Genomic DNA, 23,971 nt, shown 5'->3' on the forward strand with positions numbered 1-23,971 from the left:
GGAACCGTAACGCTGCAAAATTTTCGGTATCCGCGCATGTCGGTGGCGGCAATGCCACGCATCGAAATAATCAATGCCTCGCTGCGGCTCAGGTTCCATATCATTGTCTCAAAGCAAGCGGCATGACATCACTGCCTCTTGATAACAATCCGGTTGCGGGAGTCAAGGAGAGGAAAATGCATATTGAAAAATTCACGATAGGCGCGCGCCTGCGTTTCGGCTTCGCCGTTATTGTTGTGATGCTGGCGATCACGTCCGTGCTGGGGGTCATGCGCATGGCGGAAAACCAGGAGCGCATGGATCAGATCGCGAACGTCAATAGTCTCAAATCCAAGCTGGCCGGCGCGATGCGAGATTCCGTCTATGAGCGCATGATTGCGCTGCGTAACGCCGCTCTGGTTGGCTCCTTGGCCGAAATGCAGCCGGAGGTCGCCAAGCTCAAGCAGCAGCAGACGCTGTATCTCGAGGCGCAGGCGCAGCTTGAGAAGATGCTCGTCAATGCGAGCGCCAAGGAAAAGGATTTGCTCGCGCCTATCATCCAGCTCGGCAAGGCCGCACAGCCGCATATCGACAAATGCGCCGAAATGGCATTGGCGGCCCAGGCGGACCAGGTCTATACCTTGCTCATCAACGATGTGTTGCCGATCCAGGAAAAATGGATGGCGGCGCTGCGCGCATTGATTCAATTCCAAGCCGATGAAAGCGAACGCGCAGCGCAGGAAGCGCGCAAGGCCTATGAGTCGGCGCGACTCATGATGATCGTCAATGGCGTGGCCGCCATCGCCATCGCAATGATCGTATCGTTTGTCCTCTCGCGGAGCATACAGCGGCAGCTTGGCGGCGACATCACTTATGCCATGACCGTCGCCGAGAAAATTTCTTCGGGCGATCTGGAGGCGGAAGTGAGGACACGTCCGGGCGATGAGAACAGCCTGCTCGCCGCCATGAAAAAGATGCGGGACAGGCTGGCCGATATCGTCAGCAATGTGCGCACCAACACGAATGTCATCACGTCGGTGTCGACCGACATTGCAGCCAGCAGCCAGGATCTGGCCGGCCGGACCGAGCAGCAAGCCGCTTCGCTCAGAAAGACGGCAACGCTGATGGAAGAGCTGACCAGCACGGTCGCAACCAATGCGGACCATGCCAAACTTGCCAGCGTCATGGTCGGCAATGCGTCCACGGCAGCCGAAAGCGGTGGCCAGGTGGTGACACGCATGGTGCAGACAATGGGATCGATCAATGCCTCGGCCAATCGCATTGCCGACATTATCAGCGTCATTGACGGCATCGCGTTTCAGACCAACCTGCTGGCGCTCAATGCCGCGGTCGAAGCGGCGCGTGCCGGCGAGCAGGGGCGGGGATTTGCCGTCGTGGCATCCGAAGTGCGCGGATTGGCGCATCGGTCCGCATCAGCGGCGAAGGAGATCAAGCAGCTCATCAGTGCCTCGCTGGACGAGGTCACCGACGGACGAACGCTGGCCAATGAAGCAGGCGCGAGCATGGATGCCATCGTCAAGGGAGTCAGGCAGGTTGCCGAGCTGATGCGGGATATTGCGGACGCCAGTGAACAGCAACGATCGGATATCGCCTTTGCGGGCAGGGCGGTGGCGGAAATGGATTCCGTTACGCAGCAAAATGCCGTGATGGTGGAGCAGGCCGCATCGTCCGTGGAAAATCTGAAGGCTTATGCAAGCGACCTTGCGCAGGCCGTCAGTCTGTTCAAGCTTGATTCGGCTGTTGCAACTCCTGAGCTTGTTCCCATCGCAGTCCCGCAACCGCTGCCGACCGTACAAATCGCCGGTCCGGCACCTTCCCACTCCAAGCGGCATGCAATGATCGGAGATGCGGGAGCGATGCGCGGTTAATACCAGTCTCTGACCATGGTATTGCATGGCATGGCATAAGGCTGGTTGTGGAACCATTGCAGTGAAAGCAGGGAGCCTCAGTCGCATTTAGTCCAGGCATGTGTATCGACTGACACGATACGACCCATCGAACGAATCGGTTTTGTTTGGTCGCCAGCCGCCTCTATAGTCTCCAAAGGCTGGTAAGCCTCTTCACCCCGTCATGCACATGAAGCAGACGGACCCTGAAAACTAAAAGGCATTAGGAGATCTAGATGGCAGAGAACCGTGGCGTTGTGTACATGGGAGCAGGCAAGGTCCAAGTACAGGACATTCCCTTTCCCAAAATGGAAGACCCTAGCGGTCGGAAGATCGAGCATGGCGTGATCCTGCGCGTGGTATCGACCAATATCTGCGGCTCAGACCAGCACATGGTGCGCGGACGCACTACCGCACAGGTAGGCCTGGTTCTCGGACATGAAATCACCGGCGAAGTCCTTGAAGTCGGTCGCGACGTTGAAACCCTTAAGAAGGGCGACCTGGTATCAGTGCCTTTCAACGTCGCCTGCGGCCGCTGCCGCACCTGCAAGGAACAGCACACCGGTGTCTGCCTGAACGTCAACGAGTCGCGCGCCGGCGGCGCCTATGGCTACGTCGACATGGGCGGCTGGATCGGCGGGCAGGCGGAGTATGTGATGGTGCCGTATGCGGACTTCAACCTGCTGAAATTTCCGGACCGCGACAAGGCGCTGGCAAAGATCCGCGACCTGACCTGCCTGTCCGACATCCTGCCGACCGGCTATCACGGTGCGGTGACCGCAGGCGTGGGACCGGGCAGCACCGTCTACATCGCGGGCGCAGGGCCGGTGGGCATGGCCGCGGCGGCATCGGCGCGACTGCTGGGCGCAGCAGTGACGATCGTGGGGGACGTCAATCCGGTGCGTCTGGCGCATGCGAAGGCGGTGGGCTTCGAGACGGTGGATCTATCGCAGGATGCGACGCTGAGTGAACAGATTGCTCAAATTCTCGGAACGCCTGAAGTGGATTGCGCGGTGGATTGCGTGGGATTCGAAGCACGAGGTCACGGCCATGCCGGCGCACAGCATGAGGCGCCGGCGACCGTGCTCAATTCGCTGATGGAAATCACGCGCGCGGCCGGCAAGATCGGCATTCCCGGTCTGTACGTGACCGATGATCCCGGTGCGGCGGATGCGGCGGCCAAGCACGGCAGCCTGTCGATCCGCCTCGGTCTGGGCTGGGCGAAGTCGCACAGTTTCCATACAGGTCAGACGCCGGTGATGAAGTACAACCGCGCGCTGATGCAGGCCATCCTGTGGGACCGCATCAATGTGGCCGAGATCGTCAATGTGCAGGTGATCAGCCTGGATGATGCGCCCACGGGCTACGGAGAGTTCGATGCTGGCGTGCCGAAGAAATTCGTGATCGATCCTCATCAAATGCTCAAGGCCGCCTGAGCCTGGGAAGGCGCGGGGCACGCCGGGACGGCTTGGCAGCCCCAAGCCATCCGGCTGTTGCCCTGCATCCGCTGCGATAGCGGCAAATACGGTCGTTATGTGATATCGGTATCGATGCAGGCATTGCGCTGCGCGCCAATGCCTGCAACCGTAGCCTCGACCACGTCGCCGACGCGCAGGAATCGGCCGAAGTGCGATCCGAATCCCGCTGGCGAGCCTGTGCAGATCAAGTCGCCGGGGAAAAGGCGGGCATGCCGGGAAACATGAGCGATCTGGGCGGCGATGTCGAACATCATGTCGCGGCAACATTCCTGCTGCATCGTTGTTCCGTTGAGCCTCAACGACATGTGCAGCGTATACGGATCATTGATTTCACAAGCCGGCACCAGGAACGGCCCGACGGGAAGAAAGCCAGGACCGGATTTCGCCTTGAGCCAGTCCGTGCCCATGGCGGGCACGTCGGAACGCGCAATGAGATCGCGCGCAGTAATGTCATTGACGACGGTGTAAGCGGCCACATGCCGCATGGCGTCTTCGCGTCGTATCGCGTAACCGCCGGTTCCGATGACGACACCGAGTTCAACCTCCCAGTCCACCTGCAGCGCAGATGCCGGAATGGGAATCGGATCGTAGGGACCAATGACGGCCGAGGACAATTTTGAGGCAACGTACGGTTCGCCATGGCGGACCCGGTGTTGGCAGGCGTCCAGCACGGCGGAGGCAACGGACTTTGCCGACGCGGGATCGTTCGTCTTCGCGGCCTTGTCCAGTACCGCCTCAATGGCCCCGGAATGGTAATTCGCAATCGTGCAGAATATCTGCCGCGGCATGACCGGTGCATGTATCTGCAGTGCCGACAAGGGCACTGCAGATCGCTTGATTGCCTCGGCCGCGCCTTCACCGGCGATGGCCTTGCGAAGCGCATCAAGGTAATGCGGCCACGATTCCAGCAAGTCCCTCATTGATTCGTCACCGCGAAAGGCAGCCCGGGCTTCAGCGGATACAGCCGCGATCGAGGTCAATGCGCGCAGCGCAACGACGCTCTCGTCATTGAATACCAGTCCGGTGAACGGCGTGCATCCGGCGATGGAAAAACGGCCCAGTTTGAAAATGGATTGATTGCGCGGCGGATTACTCATGGTCTCTTGGTTGAATGTCAGGTCCGCAGGAGTATAAAAGTGGACCGCTCGTGCAAGGTGTCACTTTTTTAGGTAGCGGCCAGCAGAAAAATTGATGGCAGAGCATTCCGGTCGACCATCCGATTTTCGCAAGCATGCCAATCGGAATAATCCATGGATCGGAGCCGCCTGTTCACGCATGTCGTCATTACAATCGAACTGCCGTGCCGCCATGCGTGCACGCCGATTCATTCAGTCCTGGAGAGACTTCATGCTATTTCATAAATGCACCTCCGCTTGTCCCGTTCAATGTCCGGCGGACGAACGGGGACAGGCCGGTGGCGCCATGCACGGCAAGCGCAAGACGCTGACCGTCGATCTGCACTGCCATGCCATGTTCCCCGAAGTGGAAAAGCTGGTGGCGGGCCTGCCGCAAAAAGCGGCGGAACCTGAAATGATGCTGCGCGCGATGGGTAGCGAGTCAGTGCAGTACAACAATACGCACATGCTGCCGCAGGTCGGCCCCAAGCTGGTCAACCTGGAACTGCGCCTGCGCGACATGGATGCGATGGGCGTCGACGTGCAACTCGTCAGCCCGACATCCACACAGCATTACTATTGGGCCGAACCGGACCTGTCCGAGGAAGTCGTGCGTATTCAGAACGAAGGCATCGCGCAGTTGTGCGCGACGCATCCAGACCGGTTTGTCGGATTGGGAACCCTCGCGCTCCAGCATCCCGATCTCGCCATCGCTCAGCTTGAGCACGCGGTGCGCAAACTGGGCCTGCGCGGGGTGGAAATCTCCACGATGATTGGTGGCAAGGAACTGGCTGATCCGTCGCTCGAACGTTTCTGGGCCAAGGTCGAAGAGCTGGGGTGCATCGTCTTCATCCATCCCTTCGGCACCACGCTCGGGTCCCGTCTTGACCGCTTTTACCTGCAAAACGTGATCGGCCAGCCGATCGAGACGACGATTGCGCTCTCTCACCTGATTTTCGGCGGCGTGCTTGATCGCTATCCCGGGGTGAAGATTCTTGCGGCGCACGGCGGCGGTTACCTGCCGTCTTATATCGGCCGTTCCAACCATGCATGGCAGGCGCGCGACGATGCGCACAAGAGCAAGAAGGCTCCAGGCGAGTATCTCAAGCAGATCTGGTTCGATCATCTCGTGTACGAACCGGAGGCGATGCGCCATCTGGTTGCCGAGGCCGGCGCAAGCCAGGTGGTGATCGGGACAGATTATCCGTTTGACATGGGCCATTACGCGATTCACGACCTGCTGGACGCGGTGCCTGGCTTATCCGAGTCGGACAAGGAATTGATTCTTCACAAGAACGCGGAGCGCCTGCTGGGCGTCGCGTTCAGCGACATGCGGACCAAGCGTTGAACACGATCTCGTGCAGAGCGTGCAGAGCATGACGAAGCGCATGCAAGAGACGGATTGAACCGCCAGCTATCTGAAATATGGAGGCCTCGGATTGAAAGATTCGATTTTTCAGATCAGAGGCCTTTCTCTATGCTTGTCATGCAGTCATAAAGCAGCCGAGCCACTACCGGCCATGCGCAACAGATGCACACCAGATGCACGCTGAAGACAGCGAGATGCCGATGACAGGCAGACGACTCGTCTGGGTCCGACGGTCGCATCCAAGAAACTCAACAAGAGGAGACGAAATGGCTTCAAAGGGAAAGACATCACATCGGCATTACCCGCAAAGGCAGTTTGTGCGGATGAAGCCGCGCGCCATCGCCATGGCAGTCGCGGCAATGCTGGCGGTGCCTGCGGCGTCCGCAATGGAAATCGACACCGGCAGTCCGGATCTCAAGCTCCGTTGGGACAACTCCTTCAAATACAGCGCCGGGGTACGTGTCAAGGATCGCAATCCCGTTCTGATCGACGCCCCCAACGGCGCGAATGTTGACGACGGTGACCGCAATTTCGGCAAGGGTCTCATTTCCAATCGATTGGACTGGTTGACCGAAGCCGATCTCACCTACCGGAACTTCGGCGCGCGCGTCAGTGGCGCGGCCTGGTACGACTCCGTCTATAACCGGTCTACCGACAACAATTCCCCCTTTACCTACAACGCCATTTCCGTGCCTAACACGGAGTTTCCCGGCCCGACCCGCGATCTCCACGGGCGCAGGGGGGAACTGCTGGACGCTTTTGTGTTCGCCAAGGGGGAAATCGGCGACATGTCAGGCGTGGTCCGTCTCGGACGCCATGCGCTTGTGTACGGCGAAACGCTGTTCTTCGGCGCCAACGGCATCGCAGCCGCGCAGCAGCCGATTGATATCGTCAAGGCGCAATCGGTGCCGGGTACGCAATTCAAGGAACTGATTCGCCCGGTAGGACAGTTGTCCGGCCAACTGCAGGTTAATTCCAATGTTTCGGTGGGCGGCTATTACCAGTATCGATGGGAAGAATCGCTGCTGCCCGGCGTCGGCAGTTATTTCTCATCGGTCGACTTCCTGGGCACGGGGGCGGAACGCCTGTTGCTCGGTCCTGGCGCGGCCGATGTGCGTACCGCCGACCTCAAGGCACGCAATTCCGGCCAGGGCGGCCTGCAGCTGAAATGGACACCGGAGGGCTCCGGTTTCGACTTTGGCTTCTATGCTGCGCAGTACCATGACAAGACGCCGCAGGTGATATTGCGCCCGGCCACATCGACCTATGCACTGGCCTATCACGAGAATATTCGCACCTATGGCGTCAGCGCCACCACGACGGTGGGACCCGTGAACTTCTCCGCCGAAGCGTCGGTGCGTCGCAATGTGGCGTTGAGCAATACCGCAACCGCCGATCTGTTCCGCGTGGTGCCCGCTGCGTTCGGCGGCCCGGCCGCCGCAGCCGACAATCGCGACAATCCGACCTATCCGGTAGGCCGCACGGCCCACCTGAATCTGTCTGCACTGGCGACGCTCAATCCGAATTTCATTGCGCAGGAATCGAGCCTTCTTGCGGAAGTTGCATGGAACCGGGTCACCAGCGTGACGCGCAATGCCGCCTTTCTGGACAGGAATGCAGAGCGCGACTCCTGGGGTTTCCGCGCACTGTACACACCGACCTACCGACAGGCTATGCCCGGTCTGGACATCGATGTGCCGGTCAGCCTGAGCTATTTCCCGAAAGGGCGCTCCGGTGCCCTTGGTGTCGGTTTCGGACCTGACGGCGGTGGCGACATCAGTATCGGCATCAACGGCAATTATCAAAGCACCTGGAATTTCGGCATCAACTACACCCATTACTACGGTCCGGCGGCACCGGGCGCCGTACTGGCCGGATTGGGTACCGTGTACACATATCAGCAGACTCTGAAGGACCGCGATTTCATATCGCTGACCGTGCGCCGCACGTTCTGATACAACAGGAGACAGAAACATGAAATTCAAGACTAGCCTGATCGCTGCGCTTATCGGTAGCGCCATGGGAATGTCCGGCATGTCCTTGGCGGGGGTGTCGGCCGACGAAGCCGCGCAGCTGGGCAAGACGCTCACGCCGCTGGGCGGCGAAAAAGCCGGCAACAAGGACGGTTCGATTCCGGCCTGGGATGGCGGCTATACGAAGCCGCTGCCCGGTTTCAAGAACGGCGAGCGCCGCGACCACGATCCGTTCGCCAGTGAAAAGCCGCTGTACACGGTCACCGCGAAGAACATGGACCAGTATGCCGACAAGCTGACCGACGGCACCAAGGCCATGCTGAAGAAGTATCCAAGCTATCGGCTGGACGTCTATCCCACCCATCGTACTGCGGCGGCTCCGCAATGGGTATATGAAAACACGCTGAAGAATGCTTCCCGTGCCAAGCTGGACGAAAAGGGGGTACCTGCCGGAGCGTTCGGCGGCATTCCGTTTCCCATCCCGAAGAACGGCCAGGAAGTGATGTGGAATTATCTGCTCCACTGGCGCGGAGCGGATTTCCATATCGATTTCCGTCACTATCTCATCACTTCCGATGGCAAGCCCGTGATGACGGTGGATGCGCAAGGCGAATTCAGCATGCCGTACTACTACCAGGAAACATCGCCTGACAAATGGAATGGCAATTATTGGAATATCCGCCTGATCAATGCCGGTCCGCCGGTGCGCGCCGGCGAGGCCATCAACGGCCGCCTGAATGTGGATTCGGATAAGGATCAGAGCTATGTCTATCTGGCCGGTCAGCGCCGTACACGAAAGCTGCCCAATGCCTGCTGCGACACGCCTACTCCCGCTACTGCAGGCGTCATGACGTTCGACGAACTGGAAGTGTGGTCCGGCCGACTGGATCGCTTCGACTGGAAACTGGTCGGCAAGAAGGAAGTGCTCATTCCCTACAATACCAACAAGTTGAACAAGCCGACGAACTCTGCGGATGTACTCGGCGCAAATCATCTTAATCCCGACCATGTGCGCTGGGAGCTCCATCGCGTGTGGGTGGTGGAGGCGAATCTGAAAGCGGGCCAGCGACATGTTGCGCCGAAGGGGGTGTACTACGTTGACGAAGACAGCTGGCTTGCCGTGCTCGGCGATCGCTGGGACGCGAAGGGTCAGCTCTGGAAGAGCACCTGGCTGATGCCGATACTGATGCCCGACCTGCCCGCCGTGACGCAGATTTCCTTCGGCTTCAATGATCTGCTTTCGAACACATGGTTTGCCGGCAACCTGATGAATGACAAGCAGTCGCAATACAAAATCGTCACGCCGCATTTTCCGGACTCGCTCTTTTCACCGGACGCACTGTCCAGCAATGCACGCTGACCAACATTGCGTCTTTACTGGTTAGGGTAGGAAACGTTCTCCGATAACCGGATGTCTGGAAAGGCATCCGGTTTTTTGTATTGCCGTTTTCGATAGCTCGAATCAAATTAAATCGTTTTAAGAATACATGGGCGTCGATTATCTTTCTCCTGAAGAAAACAGGCTGGTCGGATCACGGCGATCCAATGGCATGACCAGACCGGAAAATCATGGAGACAAGGCAATGCGATTCCAAAAACTGGACTTGAACCTGTTGGTGGCACTCGATCTGCTTCTTGATGAAAAGAGCATCACCAGAACAGCAAAGAGATTGCATCTGAGTCAATCGGCGACGAGCAGCATTCTCGGACGCCTGCGTGAGTATTTCAATGACGAATTGCTGGTCAATGTCGGGCGCAACATGGTACCCACGGCGTTGGCGATCAGCCTGCAAAAACCGGTTCGCCAGCTTGTGCTGCAAATTCAGGCGACGCTGGAGATCCGGCCCCATTTCATTGCAGCGGAATGCGAGCGGCATTTCCGCCTGATTGCTTCCGATTACACCACCAGTATTCTTCTGACGCGCGTGGCGCAACGCCTTCGAACGGAGGCGCCCAAGGTCACGATAGAAGTATCTCCGCCCTCACTTGATGCGGCCGAATACATCGGTCGTGGGGAAGCAGATTTCATGTTCGTACCGGAAGAGTTCATCTTGGAAGATTTCTCCGGCGAGGTCCTGCTGGAAGACACCTACAGCTGCGTGACTTGGGCAGGCAATGACTTGGTGGGAGAGTCGATCACCAGAGAGCAATACCTCGAAATGGGGCACGTCAGCGTGGAGTTCACCGGCCGTACGAAGTCTTTCGAACACTGGGTATTTGATAACGCACAGATCAAGAGACGAGTGGAGATCACCGCCACATCGTATAGTGCACTGCCGCAGCTATTGCTTGGGACGGACCGGGTTGCCACCATGCACACCCGCTTGGCCAGATATCTTGCGGATTACTTTCCCATCCGCTGCCTGCCGTTGCCGATCGACGTACCCAAGATGAAAATGGTAATGCAGTGGAATGTGTATCAGGAGAAAGACCCCGCGCATCAATGGCTGCGCGCGGTGATGAAAGAGGTGGCGATGGAGCGCTGCCCCTTGGTGACGGCATTCCCTTGATCTACCGGGGAGACCGGCCCCTGCGCATGGCCGCCGTACCAGGGAAGACGGCGTCTGGTATCCATGGCGGTGATAACGGTGTTCAATTTATTCGGCTTATCGCAAGACACCGATTCGCCTAATATCCTTTCATGCATTCAGCACTCGTTCGGCAGTCCGTACAAGCCCGACGGTATGACAGTCATGGCTCGGATCGAGAGCCATCCTGCACTGCATCCTGAACAATCCAACACTCGCGAGGAAAGGCACTCATGGCAATTTATGGAATCAACGGCATCCACACCGTTCTGTACGGCGTTGACGACGTTGCGCTCTGCACCCGCTTTTTTGACGACTTCGGCTTGCCGCTGCTCGAAAAAAGCGACCAGCATGCACACTTTCTTCTGGACGAAGGCTCGAATGTCATCATCCGGCATATTTCCGATCCAGCCATCCCGAAATCAAAGCTTGTCGGCACCGGCGTTCAGGAAGTCATCTGGGGCGTGAATACCGAAGAAGGTCTGGCAAGGCTGCTGAAAGATCTTGGCCGCGACCGTGAAATCCGGATTGATGAAGAGGGCACCGCACATTGTTTCACCGATGACGGAATGGCGATCGGCTTCCGCATATTCCGGAAGAATCCGGTCGTGTCCAGTGTCGATCCGGCCAACTCGCCGGGCAATATCAACCGCGTCAACAAGCACCGCCGCTGGATTGCGCGCGCCCGGCCAAAAACTATTCAGCACGTCGTGTTCCAGGTGCCTGATACCGAAGCCTCCTGGACTTTCTACCGTGACCGCCTGGGATTCAGGCTGTCGGATGTTCAGCGGACCTTCGGCATCTTTGGCCGCGCCGATGGCGCGCACGACCATCACAACATCTATTTTCTGAACGCCCACCTGCCGTTCCCCGGCCTGGACGGCAAGCCGCGTTTCGACCATGTTAATTACGGCGTGGACGACGTTGACGAAATCATGATCGGCGCGAATTACATGGAACGCAAGGGCTGGCCCAAGTCGGCCTGGGGTCTGGGCCGGCATCGCATTGCGTCCTCGCTCTTCATGTATTTGCCATGCCCGACGGGCGGTCAGGCGGAGTATGGAGCGGATTCCGATCATATCGATGACAACTGGGTCCCGCGTACCTGGAATCCGATGTTCGGCGCCTGGAGCTTCGTCACGAACATTCAGCCCTTCATGGTGGATGCGGCTTGGGATTTCGAAGTGGTCGATGGTTATACACCGTCCAGGCAAGCGCCTGCTCTCGTGCCGCCCACGGCTGATGCAGCGGCGCCCGAGCCCTCCAACGATGCCATAGTTCCGGTGCCGGTCAGGCAGGCCTAACATTTGAACAGGAGCTTATGTGCAAACCAATGACCATGAACCGACGAACATAGCAAACCATCTTCTCGAACTGGAGGCGTTGCGCCGCAAGTGCCTGGTGGAGCGGAATTTCGACAAACTGGAAACGCTGTTTGCGGACGATCTGAGTTATACCCATTCGATTGGCAATGTGCAGGACAAGCCAACATATCTGGCCTACGTGCAGGGTCCGGCGCGCTTCCTATCGATCGAGCGCGACAAGCTGGCGGTCAAGGCATATGGCGATGTCGCGGTGATGACCGGATACATGACAAACACCATTACGGCTCCCAACCTGGAAGCGCCAGTCGTGGTTCAGGCCTTCGTGACACAGGTATGGAAGAATGACCCTCAAGCAGGATGGCAAATCGTCAATTTCCAGGCAACGCGGCTGCCGGTAATGGAGTCCGGCAAGTAAACGGCCAGGTTGAAGCGGTTACCATTCTTTGAGTTCCCGAAACGGGCCGCGATGCGGCCCGTTTTACTTGTCTGGCGAAGCCAATGAATATTATTGAAAGATAATTGCATTCTTGGAACTGAAGTTGTCTCGCCTTCGAATGACGGTGTCTTGCAATAACGATTTGCAGGGAAGCTTCCATGATTAATTTCGTATAATGAGAAAAACTTGAAAATGGAGACAGCATGCGCTTCCAGAAGCTGGATTTAAATCTTCTACACGCGCTCGATATTCTTCTCGATGAGAAAAACATAACCAAGGCCGCGAAGCGGCTCCATTTGAGTCAATCGGCCACCAGCAGCATACTCGGCCGGTTGCGTGAATACTTCGAGGATGAAGTGCTGGTCAATGTCGGACGCAACATGGTGCCGACGGCCCTTGCACTCAGCTTGCAAGACCCGGTTCACCAACTGTTGCTCCAAATTCAATCAACGCTGGAAATCAGGCCCACATTCACGCCTGAACAATGCGATCGGCATTTCCGCATCGTGGCTTCCGATTACACGACCAGCATCTTGCTCGCCCAGGTCGCGCAGCGACTGCGCAGCGAAGCACCGAAGGTTACATTTGAAATTATCCAGCCGTCGCAGGCAAGTGCGGATTACGTTATCCGTGGCGAAGCGGACATGCTATTCATACCGAGGGGTTATGCGCCGGAGGAATTGCAAGGAGAATTGCTGCTGGAAGATTCATTTTGCTGTGTCGTCTGCGCGCGCAACGACCTTGTGGGCAACACCTTGACGATCGAACACTATCTGGCAATGGGACATGTCGTTACCCATTTCCCGGGCGCCCTGAGAACGTTCGAAGAACTGCATTTCAGCACGACAGGGTACAAGCGGCGCGTTGAAATCACAGTACCCAACTTTAACGCGGTGCCCCAGATGGTCATCGGAACCGACCGCATCGGCACCATGCATACCCGGCTTGCGCGAAAACTGGCTAACTATTTTCCAATTCGCCTGATGCCTGTACCGATCTCGTACCCTAAAACCCAGCAGATGATGCTGTGGCATCCTTACCTGGAAAAAGATCCGGTACATCAGTGGCTGCGTGGATTGATGCATGACGCAGCAAGGAATGAGCCGATATTGCTGGAAATTAGTTAATCATTTGGTTCCAACAGACAGACTGCATAATTCTGAAAGCTCGAAAGACTCGCGACCTTTGCAGATTGCCATCGAAGAGCCGGAAGCGAGCTGCAAGCTTGGTTAGATTGTGCCCTGCACCGGATTCAGGCAGGGCACAGACATGGCTCGGTCCTGATTGAACCAAGTCTTCAGATCGGGGCAGCCAGGGCCTGCACAGCTTTCATCATGAGCTGGGTATGTTCCTGCTTGGCGTCTTCCGTACCGAGGTTTTCCAGCACGCCGAGCTTGACGGAGCTGTCGACCACGAGCTTGCATCGTTCATAGCGGCGTGAGGCGAAGGCTGTGAACGCATCGACAATGTTCTCATGGCGATCCAGTTCCTGCGCCAATACAATCGCGTCCTCCACGCCGATGCCGGCGCCTGACGCCAGATGCGGGGTTGTCGCATGCATGGTGTCGCCAACGAACACGATATTGCCCACATGCCAGGGCGCCGCCACCATCAACTTGTGCAGCGGCCGATAAAGTATGTGAGAGTGTTCATTGAGACCATCGCGGATTTGGCCAACGACGCCGCTGAAATCGCTCAGCAGCGCGGCCAGGCGCGCCGGCCAGGTTTCCTTTGGAATGAACTCATCGGTCTCCATCCGCTGCAGGCAGAACAGGTACATCTCGGTCTTCGAGACCGGATTGATGCCGGCCTTGGTGGTTTTGCTGATGTAGAAGGATGCATTCTGGATTTCTGCCGGACGCGGTACGACGGCACGCCACGATCCCTGCCCAGTAAACTCCGGTTTCGGCAGATGCGGCAAGAGCAGGCTGCGGGTTTTGGACGTCACGCCATCGGCTGCGACGACCAGATCGTAGGTAGACGATGTGCCGTCGGTAAAGGTCACATGTACCTTGCCATTGCTCTGTTCGATGGCAGTGTAGGTGAGGCCGAGCCGTACCGTAGCGCCGGAAGCCCGCGTTGCCTTGGCCAGAATTTGTGCCAGGACGGGGCGTAGAATTCCGCCGGTTCCGGGGATGTCCGGGCCGGCGACGCGCTGGGTTGGGATCTGTGCCACCACCTGGCCGTTCGCCAGGCCGATAGTGAGGTTATCGGTACAGGCTCCCTGCTCCATGATGTCAGCGATCACGCCCACTTCCTTGAACGCGCGCAGCGTTGGTCCGCTGATCGTGATGCCTGCGCCGTCAATGCGCCAGTTGGGATCGATCTCCACAAGCTCGACGTCGTACTGCAGTTTGCGCAGCTGGATGGCCGTGCACATGCCGGTAATTCCGCCACCGATAATCAAAACCTTGCGATGCGTTGCCATGTCTTCTCCAATGATGTGTTTGATGTCTGTGTGCTGCTCAGGCGGTGTTCACGCCGGGGGTTGGTTCCTTGACGCAAGGATTGCGCTGCATGCCGAGACCGGTGATGGAACCTTCCATCACATCGCCCTCCTGTAGGAAGCGTTTGTAGTGGGTGCCGTTGCCGGCGGGAGACCCGGTACAGATGACGTCACCCGGCCACAGTTGTACCCGACTGGAGATGTATTCGATCTGGCGTGCGATATCGAAGATCATGTCCGAGGTGCTCTCGTCCTGCATGGTTTTGCCGTTGAGCTTGAGCGTTATGCGCAAATCCTGCGGTTTCGGTACGAAGGCTGCCGGTACGAGATACGGACCGAATGGAAGAAAGGTCGGCGAGTTTTTGGAAGATATCCAGTCGGTCCCCATCGCCTTGTTGTCCTTGGTGCACCAGATCAGATCACGGCTCGTAATGTCGTTGGCGATCGAGTAGCCTGCAATGTAGCTCAGCGCATCCTCGCGCCGAACATGGCGAGCCGGTTTGCCGATGATGACAGCAAGTTCGAGTTCCCAGTCCGGCTTGTGTGAAATTGCGGGCAGGATCACCGGGTCGAACGGGCCGGTCACTGCTGACGGCACTTTGCTGAAGACATAGGGGAAGCCTGTTCTGGAACGCTCGGTCATGAGGTTTTCCGCAAAGGTCCGCAACTCCTCGGGTGTCATTTTTTCGGTGCCCGGCGTGGCTCCCGCACCCAGGTCAACAATGAGATCGACCACGTGCTTGAAGTAGTTCGCCCCGGTGCAGAAAATCTGGCGCGGCAAATCCACGGGAGCGTGCACGTGCAATGCATCGACAGGCGCCCAGGCCGGATCATTCGCATCCACTAACGTAACGGCTTTGGCGAGGGAACTGAAATTGCTCTCCCAATTTTGCAGCAGCGCCAGTACTGAGCCAGTCCCGGTCACCGGTAATCCCTGCGCATCTGCGACTTTCTTGACGGCGTCGAGCGCAATGACTCGATTGCCCGCAACGAGGCCCGCGAAGGGCGGACAGCCGGCGATCGAGAAGGTCCCGAGATTAAAAGCCGGTGTAGATAATGGAACAGACATGTGGTCTCCACTTCAAGGTATGGGAAAGTCAGTTGGACGTCAGTTGGACGTCGGTTAGCGGGGTAGCGCCGTCACCGGCCATGGAATTGCCGGTCCAGGGCAAGCTGCAGCTGCCTGCCGATCTCGTGCAGGTGAGTGACCGGCCTTTCGATCAGAGGTATGGCGACCCGCCGGACCAGATCCTTCTGCGCGGCCCCGGTCAGGTATTCCACCGGGGATTTGCCGTCGACCCGTGCAAGGAACAACATGGGCAGCAAGCGCGCACTGCGTCCTTCCAATCCATTTTCACCGCTGCGCGGCTCCCACCGCGCAAGGTCAAAATAGGCCTCGCTCAGTCGCGCAAAGCTGGCAAGCAGACTGAAACGCTGATCCGGCCTGGCAATGCATTTGAGCATCAGGTGGTTGAGGCAAAACGCAAGGTCGAATGCCGGGTCGCCAAACCAGGCGCACTCGGCGTCCAGGAACACCGGTCCGCGCGGGCCGACCAGAATGTTTTTAGGGCTGACGTCGCCATGTACCAGAGCGATGCGCGCAGCGGTAAGCGAGTGGACCATCTCCCGGATAGGTTGCGCGAGCGCAGGATGACGCTCGGCGGTGGCGAGCAGGTAGGGATCGAGGCGCAACGCGTGAAAATTGCTGGTGGTGGCAAACTCGCTTTCCAGCTGCTGATCGTAGGCGCTGGCGTTATGAAGACGGCCGAGCAGGGCGCCGACCGCAGCGGCCGTGTCAATATCGACATGGCCATCGAGCAGTTGCGCCTTCCAGACCGGATGCGCCGCCGGATCGAGGAATTCCATCGCAAACAGTCCAGCCGCCGGATCGTGCGCGAGCGGTCGCGGGACGGCGTGAGGCTCTTGTTGCGACGCAAACTCGATCCAGGCCCATTCATAAGCATTGCGCGACGTCGGCGCCTTCCACTCCGCGGCAACCTTCAATTGCGCCAGGGCGCGTTTGACGCACAGCGTGCGTCCGGGCAGGTCGACGCGCCAGATGTCGGAGGAGACGCCGCCGGTCAACGGATGCCAGCTTGCCGCTTCACCGTCGGTCGCCAGGCCGGCACGGACCAGAAATTGCGTCAGCGCCGGATCCGCGGTGTCGGTTTTCAGCGTGGGTTGTTGTTGCATGGAGCCCATGGACCGTCCTCAGTTCTTCAGTGTAATGGCCGACATGCCGGCGAATTCGGCGCGGCTTTGCTCTTCGATGCGCAGCAACTGGTTGTATTTCGAAAGGCGGTCCGAGCAGCGCACGGAACCGATCTTGATCTGCCCGGCCGCGGAGCCGACGGCAAGGTCGGCGATAAAGCTGTCTTCTGTTTCGCCGGAGCGCGCCGATACCACAGGCGCATAGGCTGCCGCGCGCGATGCCGCGATGACGGCAAGAGTGCCTGACAGGCTGCCGTTCTGGTTAACCTTCACCAGCACGCCATTGGCGATGCCGGCTTCAATGCCGCGGCGTACGCGCCCCAGGTTGGTGGTGAACAGATCATCGCCGATGAGCCTGACCTTGCCGCCGAGTCGGGCGCTAAGCTTTTCCCAGCCGGCCCAGTCTTCCTCATCGAGACCATCCTCGATCGATATGATCGGGAATTCGCTTACCCAGGCTTCCAGCATGGCGATCATGTCCTCGCTGGTGACGTTGCGTCCTTCGCGTGCGAGCCGGTAAGTGCCGTTGGGTCCCTTGAGCGAGCTTGCGGCCACGTCAATCGCGATAACGATGTCCTTGCCCGGTTGCAGACCCGCATGTTCGGTGGCTTCCACCATCAGCTGCAGTGCTTCACGGCCGGTCTCGAAGCCCGGGCTCAGTCCGCCTTCGTCGGCCAGCAGGGTGGAGAGGCCGCGGCGCTGCATGACTTCGGTGGCGGCGGAACGCACGCGGGAAATGAGATGGATCGCTTCATTGATGGATTGCGCGCTGGCGGGGATCGCAAGAAAATCTTGCACATCCATGCCGCGTCCGGCATGCAGGCCACCGCTGAGAATGTTCACCATCGGCATGGGCATGGTCAGGCGCGCGGTATCTGAAAGTTCGGCGATGCGCTGGTAGAGCGGCTGGCGCGCGCTGGCGGCGGCGGCGCGGCAGATCGCAAGCGAGGAACCAAGGATCGCATTGGCGCCCAGCCGCTTGAGCTGAGGCGTTCCGTCCAGCTCCAGCAACGTGGCGTCGATCGCATTCTGCTGCATGGCGTCGCTGCCGCGCAGCCGTGCGGCGATCTCATCATTGACATGGGCAACCGCCTGCAGCACGCCGCGCCCTTCGTAACGCGACTTGTCGCCGTCACGCAGTTCATGCGCCTCGGCGGCGCCGGTGGAAGCGCCGGAAGGAACGGAGGCACGTCCTTCCGTGCCGTCCTCCAGTTCCACATCGACTTCTACGGTCGGTCGGCCCCGCGAGTCGAGAATCTGGCGCGCGCGGAGTGTACGGATGCTGGTCTTGCTCATGAAATTCCTTATCAAGGTTGTAGCGTTTTAGGCCGGTACCGTCGGCTTGTTGCACGGAAAATGCGCGTTTTCGCCGCGTAGCACACGCACGACTTCTTCGCAGGCGCGGCGCCGCAGTTCGATGAGGGAAACATCGGATGAAAACGCGACATGGGGAGTAATGATGGCGCCGGGCTGGTCAGCCAGCGCCGCCGGGACATCGGGTTCGCTCTCCAGTACATCCAGGCCTGCACCGCTCAGCTGGCCCGATTGAAGAGCGGCGATCACCGCGTCGGTGTCGACGATGCCGCCCCGGCTGACATTGACGAGCATGGCGCCCTGTTTCATGCGCGCGATGCGTTCGCGATTGATCAGGTGCCTGGTCGAAGGCACGAGTGGTGCGTGCACGATGACCGCATCGCTTTGCGCCAGCAAGGTATCGAGGTCGGTGAAGGTAATGCCGTCTTCTGCCTGTGGATGAGGATCGCTGACGAGCAGGCGCACGCCGAAGGCCTTCAGCTTTGCGGCGGTACGGCGGCCGATGCGGCCATAGCCGATAATGCCGCAGGTCAGGGCGGACAGCCTGCGCAGTTGTGCGCTGGCCGGGTTCCAGTTGCCGGACCGCACGTCGCGGTCAAAGGAAACGATGCCGCGTGTCCAGGCCAGCAGCATCCCCATGACATGGTCGGAAACCTCTTCCACGCAATAATCCGGAACGTTCGTTACCAGCACGCCCCGTTCAGTGGCGCTGGCGACGGCGATGTTGTCGAGGCCGACGCCCATTCGCGCAACAATCTTCAATCCGGGGCTGGAAGCAATTGCCGCCGATGACACTTGCGCCCAGCAAGTCATGATTGCGGCCGGCTGATGTTCCCGGGCGAGGGCTTCAATGGTTTCCGCAGAGGCGGGACTTGACGGGCCGGCCACCAGTCTGAAGCCGGCGGCGGCAATAATGCCGCGTTCCAGTTCGATGTCGGGCCAGGCGAAGTCGGTGAGCAGTACGGTGTCCTGCCGGAATTGGGTCATGAGGGTCTCCATATTGTTCGATCAACGTCCGACACCCCGGGCGCCGGTCATTGCTTGAGCATGGAGCGAGTATATTTTTCTGCCGTGCGATTGAAGAGTGAATTTTTCAGAAAGGGCCAAGTGCAAAAATTGATAGCAGGCCACCTGCCGGCATCAATCATCCGTATCAACCCCCGTATCCATCGCTTGTGCAAGCCCGGATCATCGGCTGGCGGCCCGCTTCCTTCTACCTGATCGCGCAAGGCGGGGAGGAATGAATAATTCCGATAGCCGGTATCGGCGGCGCCGAATGGTCGGATTCAGCGGCGCTGCGTACGGCCGCGCTTGCGGAATTCGCTCGGGGTTGTCCCGGTTTTCTTCAGAAATGCCTTCCTGAAAGCGCTTTCCGATTGATACCCGACGCTGGCCAGGATTTCACCGATTGACCGGTCGCTGTTTGCCAGTGCGTCCCGCGCCATTGTTACCCGCCATTCAGTGAGATAGTCGATGGGAGACTGTCCGGCACATTCATTGAATCGCTGAGCGAAGGCGGAACGCGACATGCCTGACTGCTCAGCCAGTCCCTCGACCGTCCAGGCATGCTGGGGGCGCTGATGAATCGCCTGCAAGGCTTTGCGGATCTGCGGGTCGAACAGTGCGCGCAGCCAGCCTGGGGCATGCTGGCGTTCCTGAATGATGTATTCGCGCAGAAAGGAGATGAACAGGAGTTCGGCGAGTTCGTTGGCCAACGCCATGTAGCCCGGAGTGCTGCTCGCTTCTTCCACGGTAAGGAAGTCCAGCGCGGTGCGGATGAAGGGAGTCGCGCCATGCTGGCCGCCGCGCAGCACCAGGGTTTGCGGCAGCGCGGCCATGAGCCCGAGATGGCGTTGTCCGCGGAAGCGGTAGGCCAGGGCGAGCGCACGAGTGGTATCGCCGCCGGCGCCCAGGTGAACGTGAATGGGTTTGGAGGTTTTCGCCGAGGCGTCGAAGTTGGGTAACTGCTGCTGTTGCCAGATATCGCCGACCAAGGTGAGCTTCGCATCCGGCGACGATGCGATGGTGCTCGCACCGCCGTGCGGCAGCAGCAGGGTATCTCCAGGCAGAAGCGTGACCGGGTCCTTGCCATTCTGCAAAGCGATCGCCCGGCCTTCAATAATGCAGTAGCAGTACGCCGGTTCGAAGCGGTCGGCGTCCTTGATCTCCAGCCCCCAGGGCGCCCGCAGGTGAAAATTGACGAAAGCGGTCGCCTCCACCCTGATGGACAGCAGGACATCACTGAGCAGATCCACGTCTTCGTTTTCCATGAGATGGCAGTCTGACCGTTTCCTTTGAAGGCGGAAACGGTCAGCTTACCATCATGCAGCGACGGACCCCGCGGCCTGTTCCTTATCGATCATTGCGGACAGCACGCGGCGTGTGCGGATGGCCGGGCCGTCTCCGGGCAGGAGTACCGGCTTGAGCGAAAACAGGTCGTTGGTGCCCATCAGCTCGGCGCAAGCGACAATCATCTTTTCGTCTTCGTTCTGGAAAACATCACTGATGCCGGCCTTGAGAATAGCATCGAGCTCCGCACTGTCACGCTTGGTGTCGCGCGCTTGCGCCCAGAAATAGTGGGTGCTGTTTTCCGTCTCCGGCGTCAACAGGTGAGCGGTCGGGATGGACGGCCCTGCACTGACGGGTCCGTTAGACGGGTACATGCCGACATCCAGCATCAGGTTCGACGGCGCATCCCAGCGCATGTGGGCGCGCATGTCGGCCACGGAAGGCGCCTCGCCATTCCAGAGCATCTGAAACAGCGGTGACATCGGCATGTTCTTGTTGGTATGCATGGAATACACGGTGTTGCCATCCTGTTTCAGCTCGCGGATTTCCTGGAAATCCGGCGGCAGCGGCCCGCTCCCCGTCAGGAAGGGATGAAGATAAGGCACATGGCTCAGGTCCATCAGGTTATCGGTTATCAATTCATAATGGGCGCGGACCGGCAGATGACCGCGGATGACACGCCAGCCATCCTGACTGGCGATTTCATGCACGTCGGGAATGGCGTCCGGGTTGGCCAGGCTGCTCTCACCCATCCAGATCCAGAGCACGTCGTAGCGCTCTACCATCGGGTACGCAGGCACGCGGGCGGCCTTGGGGATGGCGCCGTCGCCATGCGGATTATGGCTGCACGCACCGGTCTGATCGAAGCGGAGCCCATGATAGGGACATTCGATACAGCCATCCTTGACCTTGCCCATCGCCAGCGGCGCGAAGCGGTGCGGGCAGCGGCCGCCGATCGCCACCGCCGCGCCGTCTTCCTTGCGGTACATGACCACGGGTTCGCCGAGGAAAGTGCGGCCGATCGGCTTGTCGGAAAGTTCGTCGGTCCAGCCGGCGCAATACCATGCGTTTCTCAGAAATGCCATGTCGTCTCCTTGAGTTGAATTTGATCTGCAGGGACCGAGCGGCAGGCCGTCCCGGTATTTCTTGGTTCTTGTCGACCTTATAGCTTTAGTCATAGCTTTAGTTTTAAAGCGGTCGGAAATGCAGAAGACTATATAGGCGAGATTCTGGATAAACAAGTCGTTATGGTCCAATAAACCGATGCAATCGTCCAGGAATGTTGCGCGAGCAGTCGCTGCATTCTCACCACGCCCGACGTTTATCCATTGGCCTCGCAAATAGATGGCATTGCGAAAATCGGCTTTACGGCATTGCCCGTTTTTCTCTATTCTGCGATTGCCTGGTGCAATAAGCCACGTGGAATGCAATAAAAAAGGAAAGAAGGAGGCCTGATGAGTACTATGGAAGTGCGAGTGATTCGCAAGCGCGTCGAAGCTGAAGACATCGCCAGTTTTGAACTGTCCAGCCTGGACGGCTCGCCGCTGCCGGCGTTCAGCGCGGGCTCGCATATCGATGTCCATGCGCCAGGCGGCGTGATTCGGCAATACTCGTTGTGCAACGATCCCGGCGAGACCCATCGCTACCTGATCGCGGTGCTGCGTGATCCGGCGTCGCGCGGCGGATCGGTGGCCATGCACGACAGCGTACAGGAGGGCGACGTCATCCAGATCAGCGCTCCAAGAAATCATTTTTCCCTGGTGCCGGCGCAACGCAGCCTGCTGCTGGCCGGCGGCATTGGCGTCACGCCCATTCTGTGCATGGCCGAACGCCTGGCAAAGACCGGGGCTGATTTCGAGATGCATTACTGTACGCGTTCGCCGGAGCGTACCGCGTTCATCGACCGCATCCGCAAATGCGGCTTCGCCGGCGCGGTGCAGTTCCACCATGACAGCGGTCCGGCCGAGCAGAAGCTGGACATGGCGCAATTGCTCCGTCAATGCGGTCCCGAAACGCATTTGTACGTCTGCGGACCCGGAGGATTCATCGAGCATGTGACCAAGACCGCTGAAGCACAAGGCTGGGGAAAGGACCGCATCCACTTCGAATATTTCGCCGCCGCGCCGGTGGACACCAGCGGCGATCAGGCGTTTGAAGTCACGATCGCCAGCACCGGCAGGACCATCCTCATTCCGTCTGACAAGAGCGTGGCGCAGGTTCTGGAAGACGAAGGGATGAGCATTCCCGTGTCCTGTGAGCAGGGCGTTTGCGGCACCTGCATTACCCGCGTGCTCGGCGGCGTGCCCGATCACCGCGACATGTACTTTACCGATGATGAGAAGGCGAAGAACGACCAGTTCACGCCATGCTGTTCGCGAGCCAGAAGCGGGCCGTTGGTTCTTGACCTTTAAGCACGGCAAGCAGAGTGCAGCGCGCGATACCCGGCAGCGGGTTCGCGCTTAATGGCGATGTATCGGGCCGAACGATGCCGGGTATCCATAAAAACATTGGCTTTCGAGTGACGCTAGTACAGCCGGTCAACCTGATATATCAGTAACATGGCCATGCTTTGAATTGGTTCGTCGATTGCGCTCCATCGCTACGTACCGACACTTCCCGCGATGAAAAGGCGGCTTATCTTTCCCATCCATGAACCTCATCCGATATGAAAATCATCAAGGCCCTGTGTCTCGTTGCGGCGCTGATATCGCCAACGGTGTTTGCCCAGACCAAAATGGTCGTCGGTTATACGGCAGTCACCGCTTTCGCCGCGCTCTATGTCGCAAAGGAACAGAAGATCTTTGACAAGCACGGGCTGGACGTCACGCCGCAGCTGGTGGCGTTAAGCGGCGTTCTGCCCGCGGCCCTGCAGTCCGACTCGATCCAGGTCGGCGCCAGTGCCACGCCGGTGCTGATCCAGGCGGCGGACAGCGGCATGGACCTCGTTGCCTTCGCCAATGCGAGCGTCAATGCCAGACCCGCCACCGAAGTCGGATTGATCGTTCGCACCGGCGCCAATATCCGCTCGGCGCAAGATCTGGCCGGCAAGAAGATCGGGGTACCCGGCCTGAACGCCGCACTGCATATCATGGCCAGGCAATGGCTTGCCGGCAAGGGCGTGGATCCGAAAAAGGTAAGTTTCACCGAGATTGCATTCCCGCAAATGAACGATGTGCTCAAGGCGGGCACTGTTGACGCCGTGATGACCGCCGATCCTTTCCTGCTTCGCATCCTGCAGGCAGGTACCGGTAGCCTGCTTGCCTACGTGATGCAGGAACTGCCGGAAGGATTTTCCCAGGTGTTGTACATGACCACGCGGGAATGGGCCGGCAGGAATCCGGTAGCGTTGCGCGCTTTCCGCGACGCGCTGAAGGAAGCCGAACGGCACGCGCTGGCACATCCGGAACAGGCTCGCCAGGCGATCGGTAAATATGTGCGGGTACCGCCGGAGGTACTGGCCTCGCTGCAGATTCCCAAGCTGAAGACGGAGATCGAGCCGAATGAGCTTGCCTTCTTCGACAAGGCGATGCGCGAGCAGAACATGCTCAGGAACCCGCCCAAGCTGAACACCTTGATCGTTAAATGAAGAGAGCCGCCCGGA

The 23,971-nt window shown here is 58.9% G+C and carries 19 protein-coding genes; 11 read left to right on the forward strand and 8 right to left on the reverse strand.

Translation table 11 applies throughout. The features are described 5' to 3' along the window. The first annotated feature begins 176 nt into the window (after positions 1–176). Together ASE07_RS02695 and fdhA are read left to right on the forward strand one after the other, a co-directional pair. Positions 177–1,868 (forward strand): methyl-accepting chemotaxis protein, encoded by a 1,692-nt coding sequence (locus tag ASE07_RS02695; protein ID WP_162256857.1) that lies wholly within the window; start codon positions 177–179, stop codon positions 1,866–1,868. 254 nt (positions 1,869–2,122) lie between these two features. Then, the gene (fdhA, locus tag ASE07_RS02700) at positions 2,123–3,322 is read left to right on the forward strand and encodes a formaldehyde dehydrogenase, glutathione-independent (protein ID WP_057289271.1); all 1,200 of its coding nucleotides are present in this window, start codon (positions 2,123–2,125) and stop codon (positions 3,320–3,322) included. 95 nt (positions 3,323–3,417) lie between these two features. On the opposite strand, the gene ASE07_RS02705 is transcribed toward fdhA, so the two are convergent. Next, positions 3,418–4,461, reverse strand: coding sequence for a fumarylacetoacetate hydrolase family protein (locus tag ASE07_RS02705; RefSeq protein ID WP_057289272.1), 1,044 nt, complete (start codon positions 4,459–4,461; stop codon positions 3,418–3,420). 250 nt (positions 4,462–4,711) lie between these two features. On the opposite strand from ASE07_RS02705, the gene ASE07_RS02710 reads away from it, so the two are divergent. The 7 genes from ASE07_RS02710 to ASE07_RS02740 all read left to right on the forward strand — a co-directional run bounded on the left by ASE07_RS02710 (position 4,712) and on the right by ASE07_RS02740 (position 13,237). Continuing rightward, positions 4,712–5,827 (forward strand): amidohydrolase family protein, encoded by a 1,116-nt coding sequence (locus tag ASE07_RS02710; protein ID WP_082583912.1) that lies wholly within the window; start codon positions 4,712–4,714, stop codon positions 5,825–5,827. A gap of 287 nt (positions 5,828–6,114) precedes the next feature. After that, positions 6,115–7,803 (forward strand): DUF1302 domain-containing protein, encoded by a 1,689-nt coding sequence (locus ASE07_RS02715; protein WP_235548328.1) that lies wholly within the window; start codon positions 6,115–6,117, stop codon positions 7,801–7,803. 19 nt (positions 7,804–7,822) lie between these two features. Next, on the forward strand, positions 7,823–9,181 hold the full coding sequence (locus tag ASE07_RS02720) for a DUF1329 domain-containing protein (RefSeq protein ID WP_057289275.1): 1,359 nt from the start codon (positions 7,823–7,825) through the stop codon (positions 9,179–9,181). Positions 9,182–9,308: 127 nt separating this feature from the next. After that, complete coding sequence (locus tag ASE07_RS02725) at positions 9,309–10,331, forward strand: LysR family transcriptional regulator (RefSeq protein ID WP_200960868.1); 1,023 nt, start codon at positions 9,309–9,311, stop codon at positions 10,329–10,331. 251 nt (positions 10,332–10,582) lie between these two features. Next, entirely contained in the window at positions 10,583–11,653 is a 1,071-nt protein-coding gene (locus tag ASE07_RS02730; protein WP_082583913.1) for a VOC family protein, read from the forward strand. A gap of 19 nt (positions 11,654–11,672) precedes the next feature. Continuing rightward, complete coding sequence (locus ASE07_RS02735; protein ID WP_057289276.1) at positions 11,673–12,089, forward strand: nuclear transport factor 2 family protein; 417 nt, start codon at positions 11,673–11,675, stop codon at positions 12,087–12,089. A 224-nt stretch (positions 12,090–12,313) separates the two neighbouring features. Continuing rightward, positions 12,314–13,237, forward strand: coding sequence for a LysR substrate-binding domain-containing protein (locus ASE07_RS02740; protein ID WP_057289277.1), 924 nt, complete (start codon positions 12,314–12,316; stop codon positions 13,235–13,237). 170 nt (positions 13,238–13,407) lie between these two features. Here ASE07_RS02740 and ASE07_RS02745 read toward each other — a convergent pair whose 3' ends face one another. From ASE07_RS02745 to ASE07_RS02775, 7 genes are all read right to left on the reverse strand, one after another. Beyond that, complete coding sequence (locus tag ASE07_RS02745) at positions 13,408–14,538, reverse strand: FAD-dependent oxidoreductase (RefSeq protein ID WP_057289278.1); 1,131 nt, start codon at positions 14,536–14,538, stop codon at positions 13,408–13,410. A 37-nt stretch (positions 14,539–14,575) separates the two neighbouring features. Continuing rightward, on the reverse strand, positions 14,576–15,625 hold the full coding sequence (locus ASE07_RS02750; protein ID WP_057289279.1) for a fumarylacetoacetate hydrolase family protein: 1,050 nt from the start codon (positions 15,623–15,625) through the stop codon (positions 14,576–14,578). Positions 15,626–15,696: 71 nt separating this feature from the next. Further along, a complete protein-coding gene (locus tag ASE07_RS02755; RefSeq protein ID WP_057289332.1) occupies positions 15,697–16,749 on the reverse strand; it encodes a phosphotransferase family protein in 1,053 nt (350 codons plus the stop codon). Between the two features lie 18 nt (positions 16,750–16,767). Beyond that, a complete protein-coding gene (eno, locus tag ASE07_RS02760; protein ID WP_057289280.1) occupies positions 16,768–18,063 on the reverse strand; it encodes a phosphopyruvate hydratase in 1,296 nt (431 codons plus the stop codon). Positions 18,064–18,090: 27 nt separating this feature from the next. Then, positions 18,091–19,068 (reverse strand): C-terminal binding protein, encoded by a 978-nt coding sequence (locus ASE07_RS02765; protein WP_057289281.1) that lies wholly within the window; start codon positions 19,066–19,068, stop codon positions 18,091–18,093. Between the two features lie 299 nt (positions 19,069–19,367). After that, positions 19,368–20,351 carry an AraC family transcriptional regulator gene (locus ASE07_RS02770; protein WP_057289282.1) on the reverse strand — a complete coding sequence of 328 codons (984 nt, stop codon included), beginning with the start codon at positions 20,349–20,351 and terminating at the stop codon, positions 19,368–19,370. 51 nt (positions 20,352–20,402) lie between these two features. Next, positions 20,403–21,455, reverse strand: a complete 1,053-nt coding sequence (locus tag ASE07_RS02775) for an aromatic ring-hydroxylating dioxygenase subunit alpha (protein ID WP_057289283.1) — start codon at positions 21,453–21,455, stop codon at positions 20,403–20,405. Between the two features lie 369 nt (positions 21,456–21,824). On the opposite strand from ASE07_RS02775, the gene ASE07_RS02780 reads away from it, so the two are divergent. Together ASE07_RS02780 and ASE07_RS02785 are read left to right on the forward strand one after the other, a co-directional pair. Beyond that, positions 21,825–22,781, forward strand: coding sequence for a PDR/VanB family oxidoreductase (locus ASE07_RS02780; RefSeq protein ID WP_057289284.1), 957 nt, complete (start codon positions 21,825–21,827; stop codon positions 22,779–22,781). 254 nt (positions 22,782–23,035) lie between these two features. After that, on the forward strand, positions 23,036–23,956 hold the full coding sequence (locus ASE07_RS02785) for an ABC transporter substrate-binding protein (protein ID WP_057289285.1): 921 nt from the start codon (positions 23,036–23,038) through the stop codon (positions 23,954–23,956). Positions 23,957–23,971 lie beyond the last annotated feature (15 nt).

Source organism: Noviherbaspirillum sp. Root189, assembly GCF_001428545.1.
Classification (GTDB): Bacteria; Pseudomonadota; Gammaproteobacteria; order Burkholderiales; family Burkholderiaceae_D; genus Noviherbaspirillum.